17 protein-coding genes and 1 tRNA gene are annotated in these 19,548 nt (G+C 57.1%); 4 read left to right on the top strand and 14 right to left on the bottom strand.

What is annotated here, in order from left to right; all coding sequences use genetic code 11:
• Positions 1 to 407 precede the first annotated feature (407 nt).
• Positions 408 to 1,406 carry a sensor domain-containing diguanylate cyclase gene (locus tag HX811_RS09095; protein WP_177045621.1) on the top strand — a complete coding sequence of 333 codons (999 nt, stop codon included), beginning with the start codon at positions 408 to 410 and terminating at the stop codon, positions 1,404 to 1,406.
• A gap of 120 nt (positions 1,407 to 1,526) precedes the next feature.
• Here HX811_RS09095 and HX811_RS09100 read toward each other — a convergent pair whose 3' ends face one another.
• From HX811_RS09100 to gabD, 3 genes are all read right to left on the bottom strand, one after another.
• On the bottom strand, positions 1,527 to 2,735 hold the full coding sequence (locus HX811_RS09100; protein ID WP_003218151.1) for an HDOD domain-containing protein: 1,209 nt from the start codon (positions 2,733 to 2,735) through the stop codon (positions 1,527 to 1,529).
• 137 nt (positions 2,736 to 2,872) lie between these two features.
• The gene (gene gabT / locus HX811_RS09105; RefSeq protein ID WP_087693631.1) at positions 2,873 to 4,150 is read right to left on the bottom strand and encodes a 4-aminobutyrate--2-oxoglutarate transaminase; all 1,278 of its coding nucleotides are present in this window, start codon (positions 4,148 to 4,150) and stop codon (positions 2,873 to 2,875) included.
• A gap of 182 nt (positions 4,151 to 4,332) precedes the next feature.
• A complete protein-coding gene (gabD, locus tag HX811_RS09110) occupies positions 4,333 to 5,775 on the bottom strand; it encodes an NADP-dependent succinate-semialdehyde dehydrogenase (protein ID WP_003218155.1) in 1,443 nt (480 codons plus the stop codon).
• Between the two features lie 395 nt (positions 5,776 to 6,170).
• Between gabD and HX811_RS09115 the strand changes: the two genes are divergently transcribed.
• Together HX811_RS09115 and HX811_RS09120 are read left to right on the top strand one after the other, a co-directional pair.
• Positions 6,171 to 6,247 (top strand) — tRNA-Arg (locus HX811_RS09115).
• Positions 6,248 to 6,460: 213 nt separating this feature from the next.
• Positions 6,461 to 7,468: an Abi family protein gene (locus tag HX811_RS09120; RefSeq protein ID WP_177045623.1), complete on the top strand. Its 1,008-nt coding sequence runs from the start codon at positions 6,461 to 6,463 to the stop codon at positions 7,466 to 7,468.
• A 132-nt stretch (positions 7,469 to 7,600) separates the two neighbouring features.
• Here HX811_RS09120 and HX811_RS09125 read toward each other — a convergent pair whose 3' ends face one another.
• From HX811_RS09125 to HX811_RS09150, 6 genes are all read right to left on the bottom strand, one after another.
• Complete coding sequence (locus HX811_RS09125; RefSeq protein ID WP_177045638.1) at positions 7,601 to 8,200, bottom strand: hypothetical protein; 600 nt, start codon at positions 8,198 to 8,200, stop codon at positions 7,601 to 7,603.
• The gene (locus HX811_RS09130) at positions 8,197 to 8,757 is read right to left on the bottom strand and encodes an RNA polymerase sigma factor (protein WP_003218160.1); all 561 of its coding nucleotides are present in this window, start codon (positions 8,755 to 8,757) and stop codon (positions 8,197 to 8,199) included. Before HX811_RS09130 ends, HX811_RS09125 begins: the two co-directional genes overlap by 4 nt.
• Positions 8,758 to 8,783: 26 nt before the next feature.
• Positions 8,784 to 10,445, bottom strand: a complete 1,662-nt coding sequence (locus HX811_RS09135) for a VWA domain-containing protein (RefSeq protein ID WP_177045640.1) — start codon at positions 10,443 to 10,445, stop codon at positions 8,784 to 8,786.
• A gap of 74 nt (positions 10,446 to 10,519) precedes the next feature.
• Complete coding sequence (locus HX811_RS09140) at positions 10,520 to 11,113, bottom strand: hypothetical protein (RefSeq protein WP_003218164.1); 594 nt, start codon at positions 11,111 to 11,113, stop codon at positions 10,520 to 10,522.
• Between the two features lie 88 nt (positions 11,114 to 11,201).
• Positions 11,202 to 13,790, bottom strand: a complete 2,589-nt coding sequence (locus HX811_RS09145) for an autotransporter domain-containing protein (RefSeq protein ID WP_177045650.1) — start codon at positions 13,788 to 13,790, stop codon at positions 11,202 to 11,204.
• Positions 13,791 to 14,139: 349 nt separating this feature from the next.
• Positions 14,140 to 14,832, bottom strand: a complete 693-nt coding sequence (locus tag HX811_RS09150) for a hypothetical protein (RefSeq protein ID WP_003218168.1) — start codon at positions 14,830 to 14,832, stop codon at positions 14,140 to 14,142.
• Positions 14,833 to 15,222: 390 nt separating this feature from the next.
• Between HX811_RS09150 and HX811_RS09155 the strand changes: the two genes are divergently transcribed.
• Entirely contained in the window at positions 15,223 to 15,480 is a 258-nt protein-coding gene (locus tag HX811_RS09155; protein ID WP_177045652.1) for a hypothetical protein, read from the top strand.
• A 50-nt stretch (positions 15,481 to 15,530) separates the two neighbouring features.
• Here the strand turns inward: HX811_RS09155 and HX811_RS09160 are convergent, their stop codons facing one another.
• The 5 genes from HX811_RS09160 to HX811_RS09180 all read right to left on the bottom strand — a co-directional run bounded on the left by HX811_RS09160 (position 15,531) and on the right by HX811_RS09180 (position 19,352).
• Positions 15,531 to 15,920, bottom strand: coding sequence for a hypothetical protein (locus tag HX811_RS09160; protein ID WP_177045654.1), 390 nt, complete (start codon positions 15,918 to 15,920; stop codon positions 15,531 to 15,533).
• 144 nt (positions 15,921 to 16,064) lie between these two features.
• Positions 16,065 to 16,553, bottom strand: a complete 489-nt coding sequence (locus HX811_RS09165; protein WP_003218174.1) for an Imm6 family immunity protein — start codon at positions 16,551 to 16,553, stop codon at positions 16,065 to 16,067.
• 358 nt (positions 16,554 to 16,911) lie between these two features.
• Positions 16,912 to 17,637 carry a hypothetical protein gene (locus HX811_RS09170; protein ID WP_177045656.1) on the bottom strand — a complete coding sequence of 242 codons (726 nt, stop codon included), beginning with the start codon at positions 17,635 to 17,637 and terminating at the stop codon, positions 16,912 to 16,914.
• A 93-nt stretch (positions 17,638 to 17,730) separates the two neighbouring features.
• A complete protein-coding gene (locus HX811_RS09175) occupies positions 17,731 to 18,327 on the bottom strand; it encodes a hypothetical protein (protein WP_023659327.1) in 597 nt (198 codons plus the stop codon).
• 389 nt (positions 18,328 to 18,716) lie between these two features.
• Positions 18,717 to 19,352: an SMI1/KNR4 family protein gene (locus HX811_RS09180; RefSeq protein WP_256344403.1), complete on the bottom strand. Its 636-nt coding sequence runs from the start codon at positions 19,350 to 19,352 to the stop codon at positions 18,717 to 18,719.
• Positions 19,353 to 19,548: the final 196 nt, after the last annotated feature.

Below are 19,548 nucleotides of genomic sequence, written 5' to 3' on the forward strand. Positions count from 1 at the left end.
TTTTTGTGGCAGGGGAGCTTGCTGTGGGGAGTGGGCTCGCTGCGGCAAGGAAGCTCGCTGTAGCAAGGGGGCTTCTGTGGCGAGGGAGCTTGCTCCCGCTGGAGTGCGCAGCGCTCCCAAGATTTTGGGGCCGCTACGCAGCCCAGCGGGAGCAAGCTCCCTCGCCACAACAAGCTCCCTCCCCATAGCAGCTCCCTCCCCACCGCAACTCCTTCCCCACAGCAAGCCCCTCACCCCAACAAACTCACTCCTACATGTTTCTGGCGCCATTTCTTGGTCGCCTCTAATCGGCGCTGATAACGGAACTTCGCAGCAAATTCCCCCTCTCAATCAACACTTCGCCATCCCGGCGGCCCTTGTTGTGACCGCTGCCCAACCCCGCGGCCTGCCCAGAGAGAGTTGTGCCGATGGTCCACGAAAAGACCTTCACCGACACCCCCGTCCTCGAACAGCCACGACCGGCAGCCGCCGCTACGTTGCTGGCCCTGATGCATGCCCAGGGCGAAGTGGAACGGCTGAGTGAACGCGAGCAACTGCTGAGTTCGCTGTTGGTCAGTGTGAATGCCGTGCTCTGGGCAATCGAGTGGGACACTCGCCGCGTGCTGTACGTCAGCCCGGCCTATGAGCGGGTTTTCGGACGTACGGCGGGCATGTTGTTGACCGACTATCGGGAATGGCGCAACAGCATCCACCCCGAAGACCTCGACTACGCCGAGCACAGCCTGGCCCAGGTGCTGCACAGCGGCGCCGTGGAAGACCGCGAGTACCGCATCATCACCGCCGACGGGCAGATCCGCTGGCTCAGCGACAAGTGTTACATCAACCAGCAGGCCGAGTCCGGCCAGCCGGTGATCGTGGTAGGCATAGCCGAAGACATCACCGAAAAGAAGCAGCTGGAGCTCGAGCTGCACCGCCTGGCCACCACCGATGTACTGACCCGCAGCAGCAACCGCCGGCATTTCTTCGAGTGCGCCCATCACGAGTTTGAACGCGCCTGCCTGCAAGGCACGCCCCTGGCGTTCCTGTTGCTGGACATCGATGACTTCAAGGTGGTGAACGACACCTACGGCCACCTGGAAGGCGATCAGGTGTTGCAGCGTATCGCCGAGAGCGGTCGGGGAGTTCTGCGCCGTGGCGACCTGTTCGGGCGCATTGGCGGCGAAGAATTCGCCGCCATACTGCCCGGTTGTGCCCCGGAGATGGCAATGCAGGTGGCCGAACGCCTGGGGCACGAGATTGCGCAGCTGAGCTTCAGCCACGACGGTGAGAGCTTTGCGGTCACCGTCAGCCAGGGCCTGGCCAGCCTGACCGCCGAGGACGCCAACGTGGACAGCCTGTTTGCCCGCGCTGACGCGGCCATGTACGAGGCCAAGCGCCTGGGCAAAAACCGCGTGCTCCCCGGCTGATGCTACACGATGACCTGTGGGAGCCGGGCTTGCCCGCGATGCAGGCACCTCGGTGTGTCAGTTGTACCGGGATGATGCTATTGCAGGCAAGCCAGCTCCCACACTGGCCCGCATCGCCTGCTAGGTTTTGCGCATACGCGTCAACTCCGGCAAACCCACCTTGAGCAAGCGTGCCGTCTTGCCTTTCGCCAATGCCTCGACGCCTTCATGCTCGGTCAGCCGCGCCAGTTGCGCCGCCAGGTTCATCACCAGCGCTTCGCGGGAATACACCCCGCCCTCCAGCGAATAAATCGCCGCGATCAACTGGCGCAACTCCAGCGGCAGGCGCCAGCGTGTGCGCAATGCCGAGCCATAGGCCGCACCGAAGGTGTAGAGGGACTCGCCAATCGCTTCGTCATCCAGTTCGCCACCGCCCAGCAGCCAGTCTTGCAGGCACCGCAGCAAGGCCAGGTCGCCAAGGCGATGGAGAATCCCGGCGCTGTAGCAGCGCTCGTGATCCAGGTCGAGCATGCGCGCCAGGCTGCGGGCGTAGTCGGCGGTACGCTGGGACAGCTGCCAATGACGCTCGGCGTAATCCACAAGGCTCGGGTCGCTCAGTACCACGTTGTGCTTGAGGGCCAGTCCCAGGATCAGGTTCATGCTCTGCCCGGCCGCCAGCTTGTGCAGGGCCATGCCCAGGGTCTGTACCGGCGAACCGTGATGGCCGGCGCTGTTGGCGGCGGCGATCAACACGGCAGTAATCTGCGGGTCCATGCGCACCTGCTCTTCCAGGCGCTTGAGGTCCAGGCCCTCCGGCTCCAGGCTATGTTGCACCGCAGCCTGCACGTCGACCCGCAGCGGCGCGCCGTCTGAGGCTTCCCGGCGGCGCTCCAGAAACACCGGCAAGGTCATGCCCGGCGCCAGGGCCGGGACTTCGCAATAAACCGTCTCACCTTCGTTCAGCAGCAAGTCCTGCAGGCGCTGGGTCAGGCTTTCCATGTTCAGGGGTTTGGTCAGGTACGCGGTCGGTGCCAGGGGCAAGGCTTCACGCACACTGGCGCTGTCGTTGCGGGTACTCAGCAGGATAAACGGCAACAGCGGCGTACGCCGTTGCAGGCGCACACTGCGCAGCAGGCTCAGGCCATCGACGCCGGGCAGCTCCCAATCGGCAATGATCAGGTCATAGGGTTTGTCACGCAGCAACTCGGTGGCCCGCTGGCCATCGGCACACACATCCAGCCGTGCGTCACAGCGCACATTCAGCAACACCTGCTTGAGCAGATCTCGGGACCAAGGGTCGGCCTCGGCAATCAACACACGGGGTACAGCCGGTAAATCAACAGCAGTCATCCAGCACGCTCCATCGGCAATACCAGCACCTTAGACAAAGGAGCCGCCTGCGTACAATGAACAACGGCTGAATACCGTTCATCGGGCACAAAAAAACCCGCCTAAGCGGGTTTTTTGTCGATCAGGTCAACTTTTGATCACAGCTCGGAGAAGCACTCTTCGATGATCGCCAGGCCTTTGTCCAACTGCTCGTCCGGCGAAGTCAGCGGAACCAGCACGCGCAACACGTTGCCGTAGGTGCCGCAGGACAGCAGGATCAAGCCCTTGTCACGCGCCTTGGCCACCACGGAAGCGACAGCAGCGGCGTTCGGCTTGTGGCTGTCGCCATTTTCGAACAGCTCGACCGCAATCATCGCGCCCAGGGCACGCACTTCGCCGATCACCGGGTACTTGGCCTGGATAGCTTTCAGACCGGTCACCAGGCGCTCGCCCACAGCCTTGCAGCGGTCCAGCAGGTGCTCTTCTTCGAACACTTCCATCACGGCCAGGGCCGCGGCGCAAGCGATCGGGCTGCCAGCGTAGGTGCCGCCCAGGCCACCTGGCGCAATGGCGTCCATGTATTCAGCCTTGCCGCATACACCGGCCAGCGGGAAGCCGCCTGCGATGGATTTGGCGAAGGTGGTCAGGTCGGCGGCAACGCCCATCTGTTCCATGGCGAAGAAAGTACCGGTACGGCCGGCACCGGTTTGCACTTCGTCGGCGATCAGCAGGATGCCGTGCTTGTCGCACAGTTCGCGCAGGCGCTTCATGAAGGATTTAGGCGCGACGTAGAAACCGCCTTCGCCCTGCACCGGCTCGATGATGATGGCAGCGATATCACGCGGCTCGGCATCGTTCTTGAAGATGCGTTCGATGCTGGCGATGGAGTCGTCATCGCTCACACCGTGCAGTTCGTTCGGGAACAGCGCGCGGAACACGCCGCCTGGCATCAGGCCCATGCCGGCCGAGTACGGCACGACTTTGCCGGTGAGGCCCAGGGTCATCATGGTGCGACCGTGGTAGGCGCCGGTGAACGCGATCACGCCGGCACGGCCAGTGGCGGCACGGGCGATCTTCACGGCGTTCTCTACCGCTTCGGAACCGGTGGTGACCAGCAGGGTTTTCTTGGCGAAATCACCCGGCACCTTGGCGTTAACTTTTTCGCACAGCTCAACGTATGGCTCGTAGGCCAGTACCTGGAAGCAGGTGTGAGTCAGCTTGTTCAGCTGTTCGGTCACGGCGGCGATGATTTTCGGGTGCACGTGGCCGGTGTTCAGCACGGCGATACCGCCGGCGAAGTCGATGAACTCGCGACCTTCAACGTCGGTCACGGTGGCGTTCTTCGCCGACTCGGCGAAGATCGGGTGAATCTGGCCAACACCGCGTGGTACAGCGGCTTCGCGGCGTTTCATCAGGGATGCGTTGGTCTTGCTCATAAAGTCCTCATTCGCCACTCATCGGGTGGCGTGGTCCAAGGAATACGTGGCGGGGAGGCAACTACGGCAGCATGCGATGATCGACTGCCACAGCTTTCCCGGCCACTACGAATAACGGGGTGAAACACGCAAAGGGACAGCGCTCTCGTGCCCTTTGCGTTTGCTGCAATCTCGCGCCGGGCTTAGATGCCCAGGCAGAGGTATTTGATTTCCAGGTAATCCTCGATCCCGTACTTGGAGCCTTCACGGCCCAGGCCCGAAGCCTTGATGCCGCCGAACGGCGCAACTTCGTTGGAGATCAACCCGGTATTGACGCCAACCATGCCGTATTCCAGGGCTTCGGCCACACGGAACACACGGCCCAGGTCGCGGGCATAGAAGTAGGAAGCCAGGCCGAACTCGGTGTCGTTGGACATCGCGATCACTTCGGCTTCGTCTTTGAAGCGGAACAGCGGCGCCAGTGGACCGAAGGTTTCTTCCTTGGCCACGGCAGCATCTTTCGGCACGTTGACCAGGATGGTCGGCTCGAAGAAGTTGCCTTCCATCACCTTGCCGCCAGCCAACAGGGTCGCGCCTTTGCTCAGGGCATCAGCGATGTGCTCCTGAACCTTGGCCACGGCCTTCTCGTCGATCAGCGGGCCGGTGGTGGTACCTTCTTCCAGACCGTTGCCGATCTTCAGCTTGGCCACTGCCACTTTCAGTTTCTCGGCGAACGCGTCGTACACCGAATCCTGGATGTACAGGCGGTTGGCGCAGACGCAGGTCTGGCCGTTGTTGCGGTACTTGGAAATGATCGCGCCTTCGACGGCCTTATCCAGGTCTGCATCGTCGAACACGATAAACGGCGCGTTGCCGCCCAGTTCCAGGGAAACCTTCTTGATGTCCTTGGCGCATTCGGCCATCAGCTGGCGACCGATTTCGGTGGAGCCGGTGAAGGACAACTTACGCACGATCGGGTTGCTGGTCAGCTCGCTGCCGATATCGCCGGCGCTGCCGGAGACCACGCTGAACACGCCTTTCGGAATGCCGGCACGCTGGGCCAGTTCAGCCAGGGCGAACGCGGAGAATGGGGTTTGCGACGCAGGCTTGAGCACCATGGTGCAACCGGCAGCCAGGGCCGGGCCGGCTTTACGGGTGATCATCGCGGCCGGGAAGTTCCACGGCGTGATGGCAGCGGTAACGCCGATCGGTTGCTTGATCACGATCAGACGCTTGTCCGGCTGGTGGCCGGGAATCACATCACCGTAGACGCGCTTGGCTTCTTCGGCGAACCACTCGATGAACGAAGCGGCGTAAACGATTTCGCCCTTGGCTTCGGCCAGCGGCTTGCCTTGTTCCAGGGTCATCAGGCGAGCCAGGTCATCCTGGTTCTCGATGATCAGCTCGAACCAGCGGCGCAGCTTGTTGGCGCGGTCCTTGGCGGTGAGTGCACGCCAGGCCGGCAGGGCCTTGTCAGCTGCTTCAATGGCGCGACGGGTTTCGGCGGCGCCCATTTTTGGCACGGTACCGAGGATTTCGCCGGTAGCGGGGTTGTTGACCTTGATCGTTTGACCGTTGTCCGCATCGACCCAAGCGCCATCAATGAAGGCTTGCTGGCGGAACAACTGGGTGTCTTTGAGCTGCATGTCGGCTTTCCTTAACAGCACCGCGCACGCGCGGAGCGAATTAGAGTTGTTGAAAGGCGCCTTGAGGGCTGCCGTCAGGGAAATCATTCACTGGGCGCAAGCACGTAAATGGCGCACGAAAGGACAAATGTGCGGTTCAGCACCCAGGCAGGAGCGTTTGAAATCTCAAACGAATCCTAGGATCAATGGGGGTGCAGGGCAATAGTCTGTTCGAAAAAAAGAACGAAAACGGCGCATTTGCTCGATTTTTCTGATCAGCGTGTTTCGGGCGAGTTCCGCCCTATTGCGCCGAGACGCCCGGCACAGGGCGTCAGCGGCGCGTATTCCTACCGGTGGGCGGGCGAAAAGCGGCATGGACGCCCAAGGTCGACATGGGTATGATGTCGCCCGCACAAGCATCCGTAGCTCAGCTGGATAGAGTACTGCCCTCCGAAGGCAGGGGTCGTGGGTTCGAATCCCGCCGGGTGCACCAGATACAGATGAAAAAGCCCCAGGTCGAAAGGCCTGGGGCTTTTTTGTGGGCGCAAGATAAGGAGGAAGATGCAAATAAAGTAACAGTTTTCTGGCTGACCATAAGTTCCTCGAACAGCAAAGTGAAAGCCCGAGTGACGCCACACATAGAAGGGCGGGCGCTTGCATCGATTTCAAGCTGGAGGGACTCGCACATGCCTAAAGTGATGCACCAATGATCCAGGGTTACCCTAAGCCTTGGCAGAGCTACCAGGACCAACTTGAGATATTGATAGCCCGCGGAATGATCGTTACAGACCGATCTAAAGCCTTGGAGTATCTGGAGCGCATTGGCTATTACCGCCTCAGCGGCTACTGGTTCGCCTTTCGTGAGCGTACCGAGCTGTGCTGCCCGCTTATTCAGCACAAAAACCAGAAACCGACCAAAACCAAACCGGGGCGGATCCCACTAGACATTTTCAAACCCGGCACCACATTCCAAAACGCAGTCGATCTTTATGTGTTTGATAAAAAACTTCGTCTGCTGGCCATGGATGCCCTGGAACGTATCGAAATCGCATTGAGGGTGGACATATCCCATGGGCTGGGCAAGCACGAAAAGTTTGCGTATCTAAAACCTGAGCTTTTCCATGAAAGTTTCTCCGCCCAGCTCGATGGCAAAACCGGGCTCACCAAACATCATGCCTGGGTAGGCAAACACGCCGCATTGATCAGCCGCTCGAACGAAGACTTTATCCGGCATAACAAGGAAAAATACGGCCTTCCGCTGGCGGTCTGGGTGGCTTGCGAGGTTTGGGACTTCGGCACTTTGTCGACCCTTTATGCTGGCATGACTGAGGCGGATCAAGATGCCATATCTCAAGAGTACGGGATCAGCAATGGAAGGGTCTTCGCCAGTTGGCTGCGCAGCCTGAACTACCTGCGAAACGTATGCGCCCATCACAGTCGCCTGTGGAATCGGAATATCGTTGATCAGCCAAAACTGCCACCTGAGGAACAAGCTCCTGCACTGGCCGCATTCCATGATGATGCACACCGACGCGCGCGGCCTTTTATGCTCTTGTGTATCACCCACCACTTGATGAAGGTCATCAATCCGTCATCAAGCTGGGGACGACGGCTGAAAGCACTATTGGAGAATGACTTTCCAGACTTGTCCCACCTTGATCTGAATTTGGAGGGCATGGGAGTGGATCACCACTGGCAGAAGCGCGATTGGTAATCGAAAAAATCAAGGCAATAAAAAACCCCTGAGCAATTGCTGCACCGAAGCGCATCAACCGACAGGGGCCGTGTTGCGGATGATTATAAAGGCCGGAAGTCTCTCGTCAACCACCGGCTGGCGACCTCCACCTCAAGGATTTTTCAACGCCTCCAACCGCGCCGGCAGATCCTCCTTGGGAAAGCGCTTGTGCAACTCCAGCAGCTTCTCATCCGCCGCCTTGGCCTCTCCCACCTGCCGCAACCGCAGGATTTCCTGCAGCCCTTGCTCCAATGACGGCAGCACAACAGCCGCGCGCTTGCTCATCTTCGCCACCGGCTCATCCGCCAGCGAGCCCGCGACTTCTGCCTGCACCTGAGGCGCACTGTCAGCCTGCGGAGCCACGGAGAATCGAGCCATCGGCGCGGCTGCCGGGGCCGGACGGGCCAGTTCTTGCGGAGCCGCCGCGTAAGTGCCTGTAGATAACTCCGGCTGCGGCGCCGGCGAGCGCGTGACCAATCCAATCATCAGGGCCACACCCGCAACGGTGGCAAACGCCATCTGCCAGCGCGGCCGTTGGCAGGCCTGCAACCAGCGTTGCCACAGGCCGGGTTGCCGCACAGGTGCTTCACGGTGGGCGGTGGCCAGGATGAAGGCGTCCAGGGAAGCCGGCGGCTCGCCGCTGGTGTGTTGACGGAAATGCTCGATCAGCAGCTCGTCGTTCGAGTCCTGGGTATGTCGGGGGTCAGTCATGCGGGTACCTCCTCGGCCAGCAGTCGGCGCAGTTTCTGCTGGGCGTAACGCAAGCGGCTTTTTACCGTTTCCAGTGGGGCGCCGGTGAGCGCGGCGATTTGTGGCACTTCCAGTTCGCCATGCAGGCGCAGCAGGAACACTTCGCGCTGGTCTTCGGGCAAGTCTTGCAGTGCGCTGTCCAGGCGCGCCTGGTCGCGGCTCAGGCTCAGCAGTTGCTCAGGCCCGGCGCTGTCGTCGGGCTGGCCGTGAAGCTGCTCATCGTAGCTGTCGTGCAGCGGGTTGTGGATGCCGTGCTTGCGCCAGTGGTCGATCAGGCGGTTGCGGGCAATCTGGAACAGCCAGGTGCGAAAACTCGCCCGCCCCTGTGGCTCGCTGGTGCTGCGGATCAGGCTGAGCCAGGTGTCCTGGAATACTTCCTCGGCCAGTTCGGCCTTGTTGCTCAAGGACACCAGAAAACGGTACAGGCCCTGTCGATGCCGCGCGTACAGGGCTTCGAACGCTGCACCGTCGCCGCTGCGGTAGCGGGACAGCAGGGCTTCGTCGCTGGGTGAATCCATCAGGTGGCGCACTCCTTTGAGGTGGATCAGTGTCTGGCCGGGGCCTGGAGGCTCTGGGCCAATTCGACCAGTTGCACAAATTCGCCGCGCAAACCAAAAGGGTCGTCGCCCCGTGCGGAACGGGCCAGTGCGGCCGTGTCCTTGAAACTCATGCTGCCAGTGTAGCGGCCATCACCCTTGAGTTGCTGGGCGAAGGCGGCCACGGCGGCAGAGAAGCGCAGGTCGTCGCTGGGTTTGCCGCTCTGCGGGTTGCTGATCGGGTGTTCGATCAGTCGGCTGTTGCCGCCTTCCGCTGGTTTGTAGCGTACCCGCAACATCGCCAACTCATCAGTTTTACCGTCAGCCTTGGCCGCCGATGCGTAGCGCAGTGGCTCCAGCCAACCCTGTTCACCCTTCGGGACAATTTCATACAACGCGGTCACTGTATGCCCTGCACCGATTTCGCCGGCGTCGACCTTGTCGTTGTTGAAGTCCTCACGTTTCAGGGCGCGGTTTTCATAGCCGAGCAATCGGTATTCACTGACCTGCGCCGGATTGAATTCCACTTGCAACTTCACATCCCGGGCCACCACGGCGAGGGTCGAGCTGAGCTGATCTACCAACACTTTGCGGGCTTCGCGCAGGTTGTCGATATAGGCGTAGTTGCCATCACCAGCGTCGGCCAGTTGTTCCATCAGGTGTTCGTTGTAGTTATCCACACCGAAGCCGAGGGTGGTCAGGGACACGCCGCTTTTGCGCTGGTCGACGGCCATTTGCTTGAGGCTGTCGAAGTCACTGACGCCCACGTTGAAGTCGCCATCGGTGGCCAGCAGGATGCGGTTGATGCCTTTGTCGATAAACCCTTCGCGGGCCATTTGGTAGGCCATTTCGATCCCCGACGCGCCTGCGGTGGAGCCGCCGGCGGTAAGTTGGTCGATGGCATTGCGGATCGTGGTTTTGTCGCGGCCCGAGGTGGGCTTGAGCACCACCCGCGATTCGCCGGCGTAGACCACCAGCGAGACGCGGTCCTGGTCGCGCAGTTGGTCCACCAGCAATTTCAGGGTGCTCTTGACCAGAGGCAGGCCTTCGCGGCGATTCATCGAGCCTGACACATCCACAAGGAACACCAGGTTAGCCGGAGCCAGGTCCGCCACGGCGCGGTCCGAGGCCTTGATGCCGATGCGCAATAGTCGGGTGTGAGGGTTCCATGGCGACGGTGCAACTTCCGTAGTCACGCCAAAGGGCGAGCCGTCAGTAGGCAGGGCGTAGTCGTAGGGAAAATAATTGACCATTTCCTCCAGTCGCACAGCACCTTCGGGCGGCAGGCTGCCTTGATTAAGGAAACGTCGTACGTTGGCATAGCTGCCGGTGTCGACATCGACGCTGAAGGTGGAGACCGGTGTTTCGGCAACGCTGCGGATCGGGTTGTCCGGGAGGTTCTGATATTGCTCCCGAGGCTCGGTCTGGTATTGCATGGCGATCGAGTCGTTCATGACCAATCGCGACGCCATCGGTGCAGGCGCAACCCTCCGCTTGACCATGGCCCCCTGGACGCTGGCGGGCTCACTTTGCACCTCCACGACAGGCGCCGACTCAGCGGGCTTGGCCACGTCACGGGATGAAGAAAGCCCACACCCGGCAAGCGCCACCAGCAGGGTCACGGTGAAGCCTTGGGCGGCAGGACGCAACAGCAGAAGAGGACGGGACATGGGCTGAACCTCGTGAATGAATGATCCGTTCACAAGGTCAGACGCAAGGGGCTGGCGATTCGGGTTAAAGCAACTTAGAGCGACGGAATATTTCCTGTCGCCGCCACAGTCGCCACCGGGACACGCTCGTTAGGCGCAGTTACGTCATACACATGCTGCTCACAGCCCTTCCCGATAATCACGAATTCCACCAGGTAAACCTTTTGCTTCTCAGGCTTGAAGGTCGAACTCATGGGGCCGCACTCATACACATAGGTTTTGACGAGGCCGACATAGTTGGCGTTGTAGACCCGTGACTCGCCGATCACTTCAAAGGGCTGCCCCGGGTCAGCCTGCACTTCCAACTGCGGGAAGCGTTTGGCGACGGCGCTGTTGCCCACTTCGTTCATCTTGGCGATCCAGCCGAATACCTTGCCACGGCCGGAATCCACCACCGTCCCGAGGATTTCCGGTCGCTGGTCTGCATCGGAACTACGGCGTACGGAGAACTGCACCGGATAGGTAAAACCGGTTGCCTTCATGATGACCTTGGCGTGTTCGGCGTCCACCTCGACCTTTTTCTGCTGCAACTGGACGCCGTCCGTCAGCAGGCTTGGCGAGGAGTTCCTGGCAGTGGAGTGGCAGCCGGCCAAGGCCAGGGCGAGGATTAAGAGTGAGGTCTTTTTCATGGGTTACTTCCTTGAGCACATTTAAAAGTCTGGCTCGGGCTACGTGGGAGAACCGCAGCCCGACGCCGTTTTCTATCGGCCGTAATACTTAAAACGCGTACCGCGCCTTGAGCATGACCCCATCGGCATCAAAACCACTGCGGGCCTGGCGGGTGTAGCTGGCACCCACGGTAAAGTCCGACACCTGGTAGTTCACGCCGACACTGGCTTCATAGCTGTCACGCGCCACCGAAGCGCCGGTGACGGTGAACGCAGAACCGCCGAGCACATAGCTGGAGGTTTGTGCGACGCGATCACCCATCAGGTCGTGATACGCCATCAAGGTTGCTTCCGGCTGCAAGCTACCGGCACCCATGGGCAAGTTGCCCGCCAAGCGCACACCAGCGCCCAGCTCGCCCACTTCATAGCGTTGCGACTGGGTGCTCAGCGCGGCCGAGGAGCCCTTCTCGTTGAAACCGTCCATGCGCACGTTGGCGTAACGCGCTGCCACACGCGGCTCGATCACCACGGCCTGCGACGGCTTGAAGCTGTAGCCGCCGATCACACTGGCAGACAGCACATTGCTGTCGTAACTGCCCTTGGCTGTGGTGCCGGCGATATGGCGTTTGCTGTCGTTGTCGTTATGGCCATAGCTGAGGCTGCCGTCGACAAACCAGTTTTGCAGCGACCAGTTGCCGTACAGCGACAGCGCATGGCCCTCCACGTCGGTCTTGTTGCCGAGGTCGGAATGGATGTTGGAGTTAAGGTAGCTGTAAGCCACGCCCAACGTGGTGGTGTCGTTCAAGCGCCCGTCCACACCCACGGCCATGCCGCTGCTGTTGGCCGAGTAGCCGTTGTTGCCGCCACGCCCGTCCTGGTCCATGTTGCTGCTCAGGCCCTGCACCCACACGCCGCCGGTTTGATGGCTTTCGCGCTGGTCGGTGAGGCGGTTGAAGATCGCGCCGTTGACCACGGTCTGGCCCGACAACGCCACGTCCAGGGCGCCGCGGTTGACGTCCGGCTTGAGTTGTTCGCTGACCTGAGCAAGCTGCTGTGCTGTGCCGGCGTCAGCCAGGGTTTGGAACACTGGGTCGTTCTGATTGAGTCCGCTCAGTACGTCGTTTTTAAAGGTGTTCACCGCCGTCGCTGACGCAGCGCCGGCGCCCACCGCGGCGAGCTCCTGCTGCACTTGCTGGTTGTCTTTAACCGCCACCACGGCCTTGACCGTTTGCGCGTCGGCCGAGTAGCTCAGCACGTTCAGCAGAGAGGACGAGCTGGCCACAGACAGGCCATTGTCTTGCACGCTGGTGGCTTGCAACAGGGTGTACTGAGTGCCGTTGTTGGTGCTGGCGAAGTCGCCCGGCTTGGCGCTCACGGTCAGCTTCGAAGCCTGAGAGAAATTCGCTGCACCGTTGACGGTCAGGTACGGCGTGGTCGGCACTACGCTGTCGGCCAGGTGCATATCAATACCTGCGCCGCTAGCAACGTTGAGGTTGCCAGTGATCGCAGTACCGGGCGCCGACAGGTTCAGCGAGCCCGAGTTGATTGACACCGGCGCAATGATGCGGCTGCCGGTGAAATCAGCCTGGCCTGCGACATTCACCGCGCTCAAGTTGAGCAGGTCGCCGGTGATTTTGCCGCCGGTCCAATTCAGCGTGGCAAGGTTGGCGGCGTCGATGGCGATGCCGGCGTTACTGCGGATCTCGCCGGCTTGCTGGTTGATCTCGAACGCCGAGGTCTGGTCCGCGGCATCTACATGAATGGCTGTACCATCGGCGCTGATCGTGCCGCGGTTAACGATGCCGCGCGCGCCGGTCGCGCTGTTCTGGGCAAAGGTTGCCCCGGCAAACTCGAAGGCATTGGCGTTGGTGCCCGTGGCCTCGACGGTGCCGGTGTTGAGGATGTAGTCGACCTTACCGTTTAGAAACATCACCGTCTTGGCGTCATTGCCGTTGGCAGAAAGCAGGCCGCTGTTTTCGATGCGCAGAGGGTTGGTGTCGGTTTCCACCTCGATGCCCCAGGCGCCCTCGCCCGTCGCCTTGAGCGTGCCGGCGTTGAGGATTTTGCCGCCGACGGTGGTCCCCAGATTGTTCTGGCGGTCGAGGATCAGGCCGATGGCGTAATCACCGTTCATGTCGATCACACCGGTGTTCGAGACGTCGCCGGCGATGGTGGTGCCATGCAGGTAAATGCCTTCGCCGCCATCCACGTAGGAAGGTGAAGCCGGCGGCGTCAGGGGCAGCGTGGAACGGATGGTGCCGGAGTTGATGACACTTCCACCGATGGTCGTCGCGCCGATCTCAAGCCCCTCGTAACCCCCATTTTTCATAAGAATGTTGCCCGCCTGGACCACGTCCCCGGTGACAGTTCCCGGGCTCAGGTTCTGCGGGCCCGACCAGAACAGCGGGTCCAGGGCAATCGCACGGATGGCGGCGCCCTGGGAATCCAGAGTGATGTCGGCACGGTTGATCAACGAACCCTGGATAGTGGTGTTGGCCACACCCAGTCCGGCAGGGTTGGTGGTGGTCGGCACCACTACTTCGGAGAACGTCCCGTTGATAATCAATGACTCATTAAAGGTCTCGCCGACCCAAATGTTCTTGCCCTGCCCCAGGTCGAATTCCACCGCCAGCGCTTGCGTACTGATTGCGCCGACCATGAGTGCCAACAGGCTTTTCTGGAACTGCTTACGCTTCATTTCAAACTCCATGAACTACATTAAAAGCCGCCAATAGGCCCGGCGGCAGTAGGTGTACTAAGCGAGGGATCAATTGATCCGAATGCATTCCCCCAGGGTGCCTTCCTGAAACGCAGGCGCGCGCCTGTGCACCACAGCGGGCGGTGACAGAAAAGAGGCTTGGGGGGCGAGGTTCACATTAATCCTTAATGTCATCTGAAAACGCTGCAGTCCATGCAGCCCGACCGGTTGCGGGTGGGCGGGGTAAAGACACTGGGATATACAAAATGTTCAAGGTGCTCGGCGGGTTCTATCAAACTGCTCGCGTCAGGATCAGCCACCGCAAGCCACGCGGCGACCTCTCGCTGGTCTACTTGAGCTCCTTCACCAGATAACTCCCGGAGATCTGCGTGATACCCGTCAACGCGCGGCGCAACGCCTCAGGATCAGTGCGATAAGTGAGCGGCGTGTAGCCGTAGACATTCTGGCCATTGAACGGCGTGATCGACTCCACCGTGCGCCAGAGCATCTCGTCGCCACGGTCCATACGCGCCACCACGGTAAGCGTTGGGTAGACCACGCTGCTGAAACCCTGGGTCAGGCGAAAGCCCCACTCGCCTACCGTCAGTTGAATCTGTGCATCGGCGGGCTCGTCGTCACCCACCACCTTGAGCGATGACGTCTTACCCAAGGCATCGATAAAGGCCTGCTTGAGCAACACGCCCAAGTCGATATTTTCGGCGTCCATCACCGTGAGGATCGCCGCCGGCGTCGACATCTCGGCCAGTTGCCCCGCCTTCATGCCGGCGGCAAACCCCGCGCCGCTCAAGGCTGCCGTGCCCAGCTTGGACGCGCCGCTGGCCATGCCGACGCCCGCGCCAAGCCCGGCACCCAAGGCCGCACCCCAGGCTTGTTCACGGCCCATGTAGACCATGTTCTTTTCCCACTTTACGGGCAGCACTTTGACCGTCTTGACCTGCGCACGATGCTCGGGCGTGAGGGGCTGGCTGACGCAGCCGCCGAGGATGAGGGTGGAGAGGAGAACCAGGAGAAGGTTTTTCACATCAGTCCTTTAATGTTGGTGGTGGGTGGATGCGTTTAATCATCGCCAGGGTGTCGGCAATGGGGGTGAAGACATGAGGCATTGGGAGTGGGCCAGTACTTTGCTGCCTTGCGTGGGTTTGGGTGCGGGCTTATAGTCCGGGCCGTCGCCCATATGGCGATTCAGGTTTGGCGACCTGACAACAGAGCGCAAAAGCATCCCGCTTCTATGCAGGTGTTTTTGCACCCGCAAAGCTGTGCATGATATGGCGGCTGTGCGCGGGAGACCTCCGGGTCTGCCGGTTTACTCTGTTGCCGGTTCGCCAACCTGCGTACAGCTGCCACCCATTCGTTTGGCGACGAGTGAGTGGTGGCTTAATCCACCAACAGAGTACTGACAATGAATCGATACATGCCCCTCACGGGCCACGACTGCACCGTCCCCGCCCTGCTTATCGACACCCATGCGCCCCTCGATGCCCTCCACGACGCCGCCGTGTACCGGATTCGCGCCGTCACCCAACTGCTGGAAAACCTGGCCTTCCGTGAACAGCTCAGCAGCGATGCTGTGGTGCTTCAAGACTTCGCCCAATTGCTGGCGATTCCGCTGCGAGATGGGTGTGATTTGCTGGATGTCATCAGTCGCAGACTCAATACCGATCCATCCTGAGTAAAAGCCGGGCGGCCTGGGTGCCGCCCCTTTAACTAGGTTAAACAACCTCATTTACCAGGAAGCAAAACTTTTAAAGCATCTTTAGAAACGCACACTATGCGTGCCCACTCTTCTTTTTCCAAATACTCTTTATCAGAAAGATCAGGACCATACTTATCAAAAAGCGCGTCAATAGCTTGAACCACGTCCTCGATGGCTCTAGCTTCCTGATCATTTTTCAAAACCAGCCCTATCCAAGTGTATGCATTTTCAGCGAGCCCTGTATCGTCATATAAAAAATGTATTGTGTAATCAAGTTCATCATAAGCTAAATTCGGCGATGAACGTTCTACCCAGGCACGGTACTGGTAATCTGAGTCCGACAAACCTGCCAGATAGGAAACCAGCTCCTCTCTCATACTCGGAAATTTTAACTCGGAAAGTTCCAAGTTTTCCATTTTTTATACTCACTCTGGGCAAAGGGGACGGATTTATTTAATCGACCCAGCTGGAGTTTTTAAATCTAATATTTAAACAAATCCGTCACTTTTACGTCCTAAGTAAATCCTTCCCCTTTACGTTAAAGAGCAACTCTGCCAGCATTAAAACGTGGATTGCCCCCTATTTTCCAAAACGTGTGCAGATAGATAAACACTCAACTTATCAGACAAGCCTATCCGTTCAATATAATCAACAATATATACAGCAGAGCTCTCGTCCGCCTCACATACCGGCTCAGACATTTGCTCTTGTAGCCCTACAATCTTATAGGCCTTATTGGCAAAAAAACCGATCACCAACAATATTAAAATTAAACTATTTTGTTCTACGCTTTCAGATGCAAAATTTCCTTCTGCCAGCGGTCCGCTCTGCATATCATCGGAGTCTAGATAATATGCTAATTCATCAGCACTGAGCCCTCGATCAGACAACCATCGCCAACACTTATCAACTGCCTCCTGACATTTTTTTTGCGTATCACTCGCCGAGTCAAGGTTACGTAGAGCATAATCAAGCAACAGAAGGAAAATTGAGGCTTTCTTTACCCACATCATACTGTCAATGACTTTAAGCGCTTCTTCATTGTCCATTAACTATTCTCCCATCTTTAACTAGGACTGTTAGACGATTTGGCATTGCTGCCCCTCCCTCAGCGGTAACTCTTAGCAGAAGAGTAGGATAGCGCTGACTGAATTGTTTAACCACCCCATTCAGGTCACTATTACCCGTCAAACCTGCACTACACTTATTACAGATACCACTTGCATTTGGTTAAAGGGGACGGATTTATTTAATTAACTCATAAGAAATTTTTAATATTTAAATAAATCCGCCCCCTTTACGCTGTTATATCATCGACCGAGAAATAGGGGGTCAGACCACTATTAATACTTTAATTAGAAAACCGTGGCCTGAACCCTATTTCCCGCGCCCGATTCTCGCTCTAATTCACGCGTTAAACAAAACTTCTCTCAGCAAGTCCTGCCTCTCTGCCTGAGCCCCTACGGCTGCAGTGAAGCACTGGTTATAGGCAGCAATCTTCAAAACGCCGCCCAAATCTTCTAATGCAAAGCAGTCGATATCCATTAACTTCTTTTCGTCGACACCCACTAACTGAAGCAAGGATTTGCTTACCCACATGAAAGCGCCAACCGCCTCAATGTAGCCGTTTCTTAAAACCCAACGCCCAGGATTTTTTGATATATCTACGACCTCTTGGGTCAGCGGAAAAGGCAGCCCATTACTTTTCTTGGGCAGATGAGCGTGTTCGACGCGCTCAACTTCAAAGAGCGTAAGACTCTCGGCATTTTGCCATCGATCATACTCGGCGTCGTAAATTCGAGCCTGAACAAAGCCGGGCTCATCGATTAAAGCTTCAATCAAGGTCTGTGCAACTTCAATCGAATTCGCCAGGTGTTTCATATCAAGCCGATAAAACGCTTTATCTGCCACATACGAAAACTCGACAGAACCGTTTGCCAGCTCAATAAAAAAACTCTGACACTTGTTTTTCTTCAAGTAATTCGAAACGTCCGCCAACCCTATTTTCTTGCCGGTAAAGCCATCAATGACGGTATCCTCATTAAAGTTTTTGAGCTGTTGTATTAGCCGCCCCCATACAACTGAAGCGCCATCATGTAGCCTCTCGCTAAAGACAATTTCAATTTCAGCCATATGATTAGCCACGGTCAAAGGGGACGGATTTATTTAATCGACCCATCTGGAGTTTTTTAAATTTAATATTTAAATAAATCTGCCCCTTTTACGTCAATACATACGAGAGAAATGCTCATCAATAGAACTTCCAGACCAAAAACTCACATCTGAAAATTCCAGACTATCAGAAACAACAACTATCCCCCTAAGCTCAAAAGGAATATCTTCTATACCAGCCTTAACGCTAGGGATTAAGTAGCGAAAATAGTCCCCCATTTTAGACTCTCCATCATAACCGGAAGGGAAGTCCTCCCCAGACACACTACCTTCTATAGCATGGTATATATAGACACCTTTAATTGCTGGAAGGTTATATTCTGTCAGCCTGGCTTGGAGTGAAGATCGATCCGCTATCCATCGTTCCACTTCAGCCCTAGAGTCTAGGTGACGATATGCACAGGCAGAGTATAAATCAAGAATTGTTTTACCGTTTTTAGCTTTCGGATATTCTTCGTAATCACCAGACTCTTCCCACAAGTACTCACTTAAGCTATCAAGCTTCTGCTCCACAGCTGTAACTTCCAACAAAACCTTTGGTAACGATCCAAAACAGTTATTCACCATGACGGCAATAGCACCGGCTTTGTCCATCGCAAACCAAGTAACAATTTCTCCAAATCCTGGAACCCATTGTTCATCAATAACCATCATTTATTCCCCGGCCAAGTCACCTTACAATTCGGGCATGTTTCTATAACTGCTTTAGGGGTGTATCCACCTTCATCCCTGATGGTTTTAGGACGTAAAGCCTGTGTGAATTTGATATTTTCTGGATTCCCTCCTGACCTGACAAGCTTATCTACTGCTGATACCTCTGCACATGCACCAGCAGAATTCCAGTTCAAAGGGGACGGATTTATTTAATCAACTCATCTGGAGCTTTAAACATTTAAATAAATCCGCCCCCTTTACCTTTACCTTAAATATTTAAATAAGTTCGCACCCTTTACGCTTATTGTAAATAGGGGCTAGACCACCAATACCCGCATTCGCAATAATGATGGTCTACACAGACTTCTTCATATAACTCTAACCACTTAACTATCAGTTTTTAGTTTAATCTCAGCTCCGTCTGGCAAGTCTTTAATTTGGCGGGCAATATCAGCCCTAAACCTCATCCCCTCCACAGCATCTGCCATATACATATTATCCAGCACAAACTCTCCTCCCAGCACGAATGGCACCTTCGGCAACAAACGTTTTCCTGTGGGAAGCTGACCATTTTTCTTTTGCCATTGATGCGCTAACGGGTAGCCCGTGAGCGCCTCATAATCACTAAGTATTATTTTTGCCCAGCTTTCAATATCGTCGGCCAAATACTCTAGTGCCCCGGTTTCCGGGTCAAAAATATAAATCTTGTTATCTTTAATACAGAACTGCCCACCGAAAATGTCTTCAGCAAAAAATAAGCAACCATCGGCAATACCCTTATAAGCACCGCGCCAAAGAGCATCTTCATTCCAATCACGAAGACCAATTTCGTCCTGACTAGAATGTGTGGGAAACACATGTAAAGCGCTTTCTAGGGCGTAGAAGCCATTGCGTTGAACCAGCATCCTTAAAAGTTGATCAGATAAAGCACCGGCCAATCTATGTGACGGCCCAGAAATTTCCGGCGCATGATCACTCAAAGATGAGCTTGCATTCGATAACAATTTTTCCAAGCTGGACATATTCTAATCCACCACATCTATTCGAATCTTCGTTCCGTTTGGTAACTCTCTATATTGAGCACCAACACAGGCACCAGCCCCGCGATTGTCGCTAGGGTTGATATGTCTTACGGAGGAACCTTGACCACCCTCTTGAAACATTGCAGGTGGATATTCATCACGATCAAGGCCTGGCTTGGTTTCAGTACCGCGCAAA

Source organism: Pseudomonas sp. F8002 (assembly GCF_013385495.1).
GTDB lineage: Bacteria > Pseudomonadota > Gammaproteobacteria > Pseudomonadales > Pseudomonadaceae > Aquipseudomonas.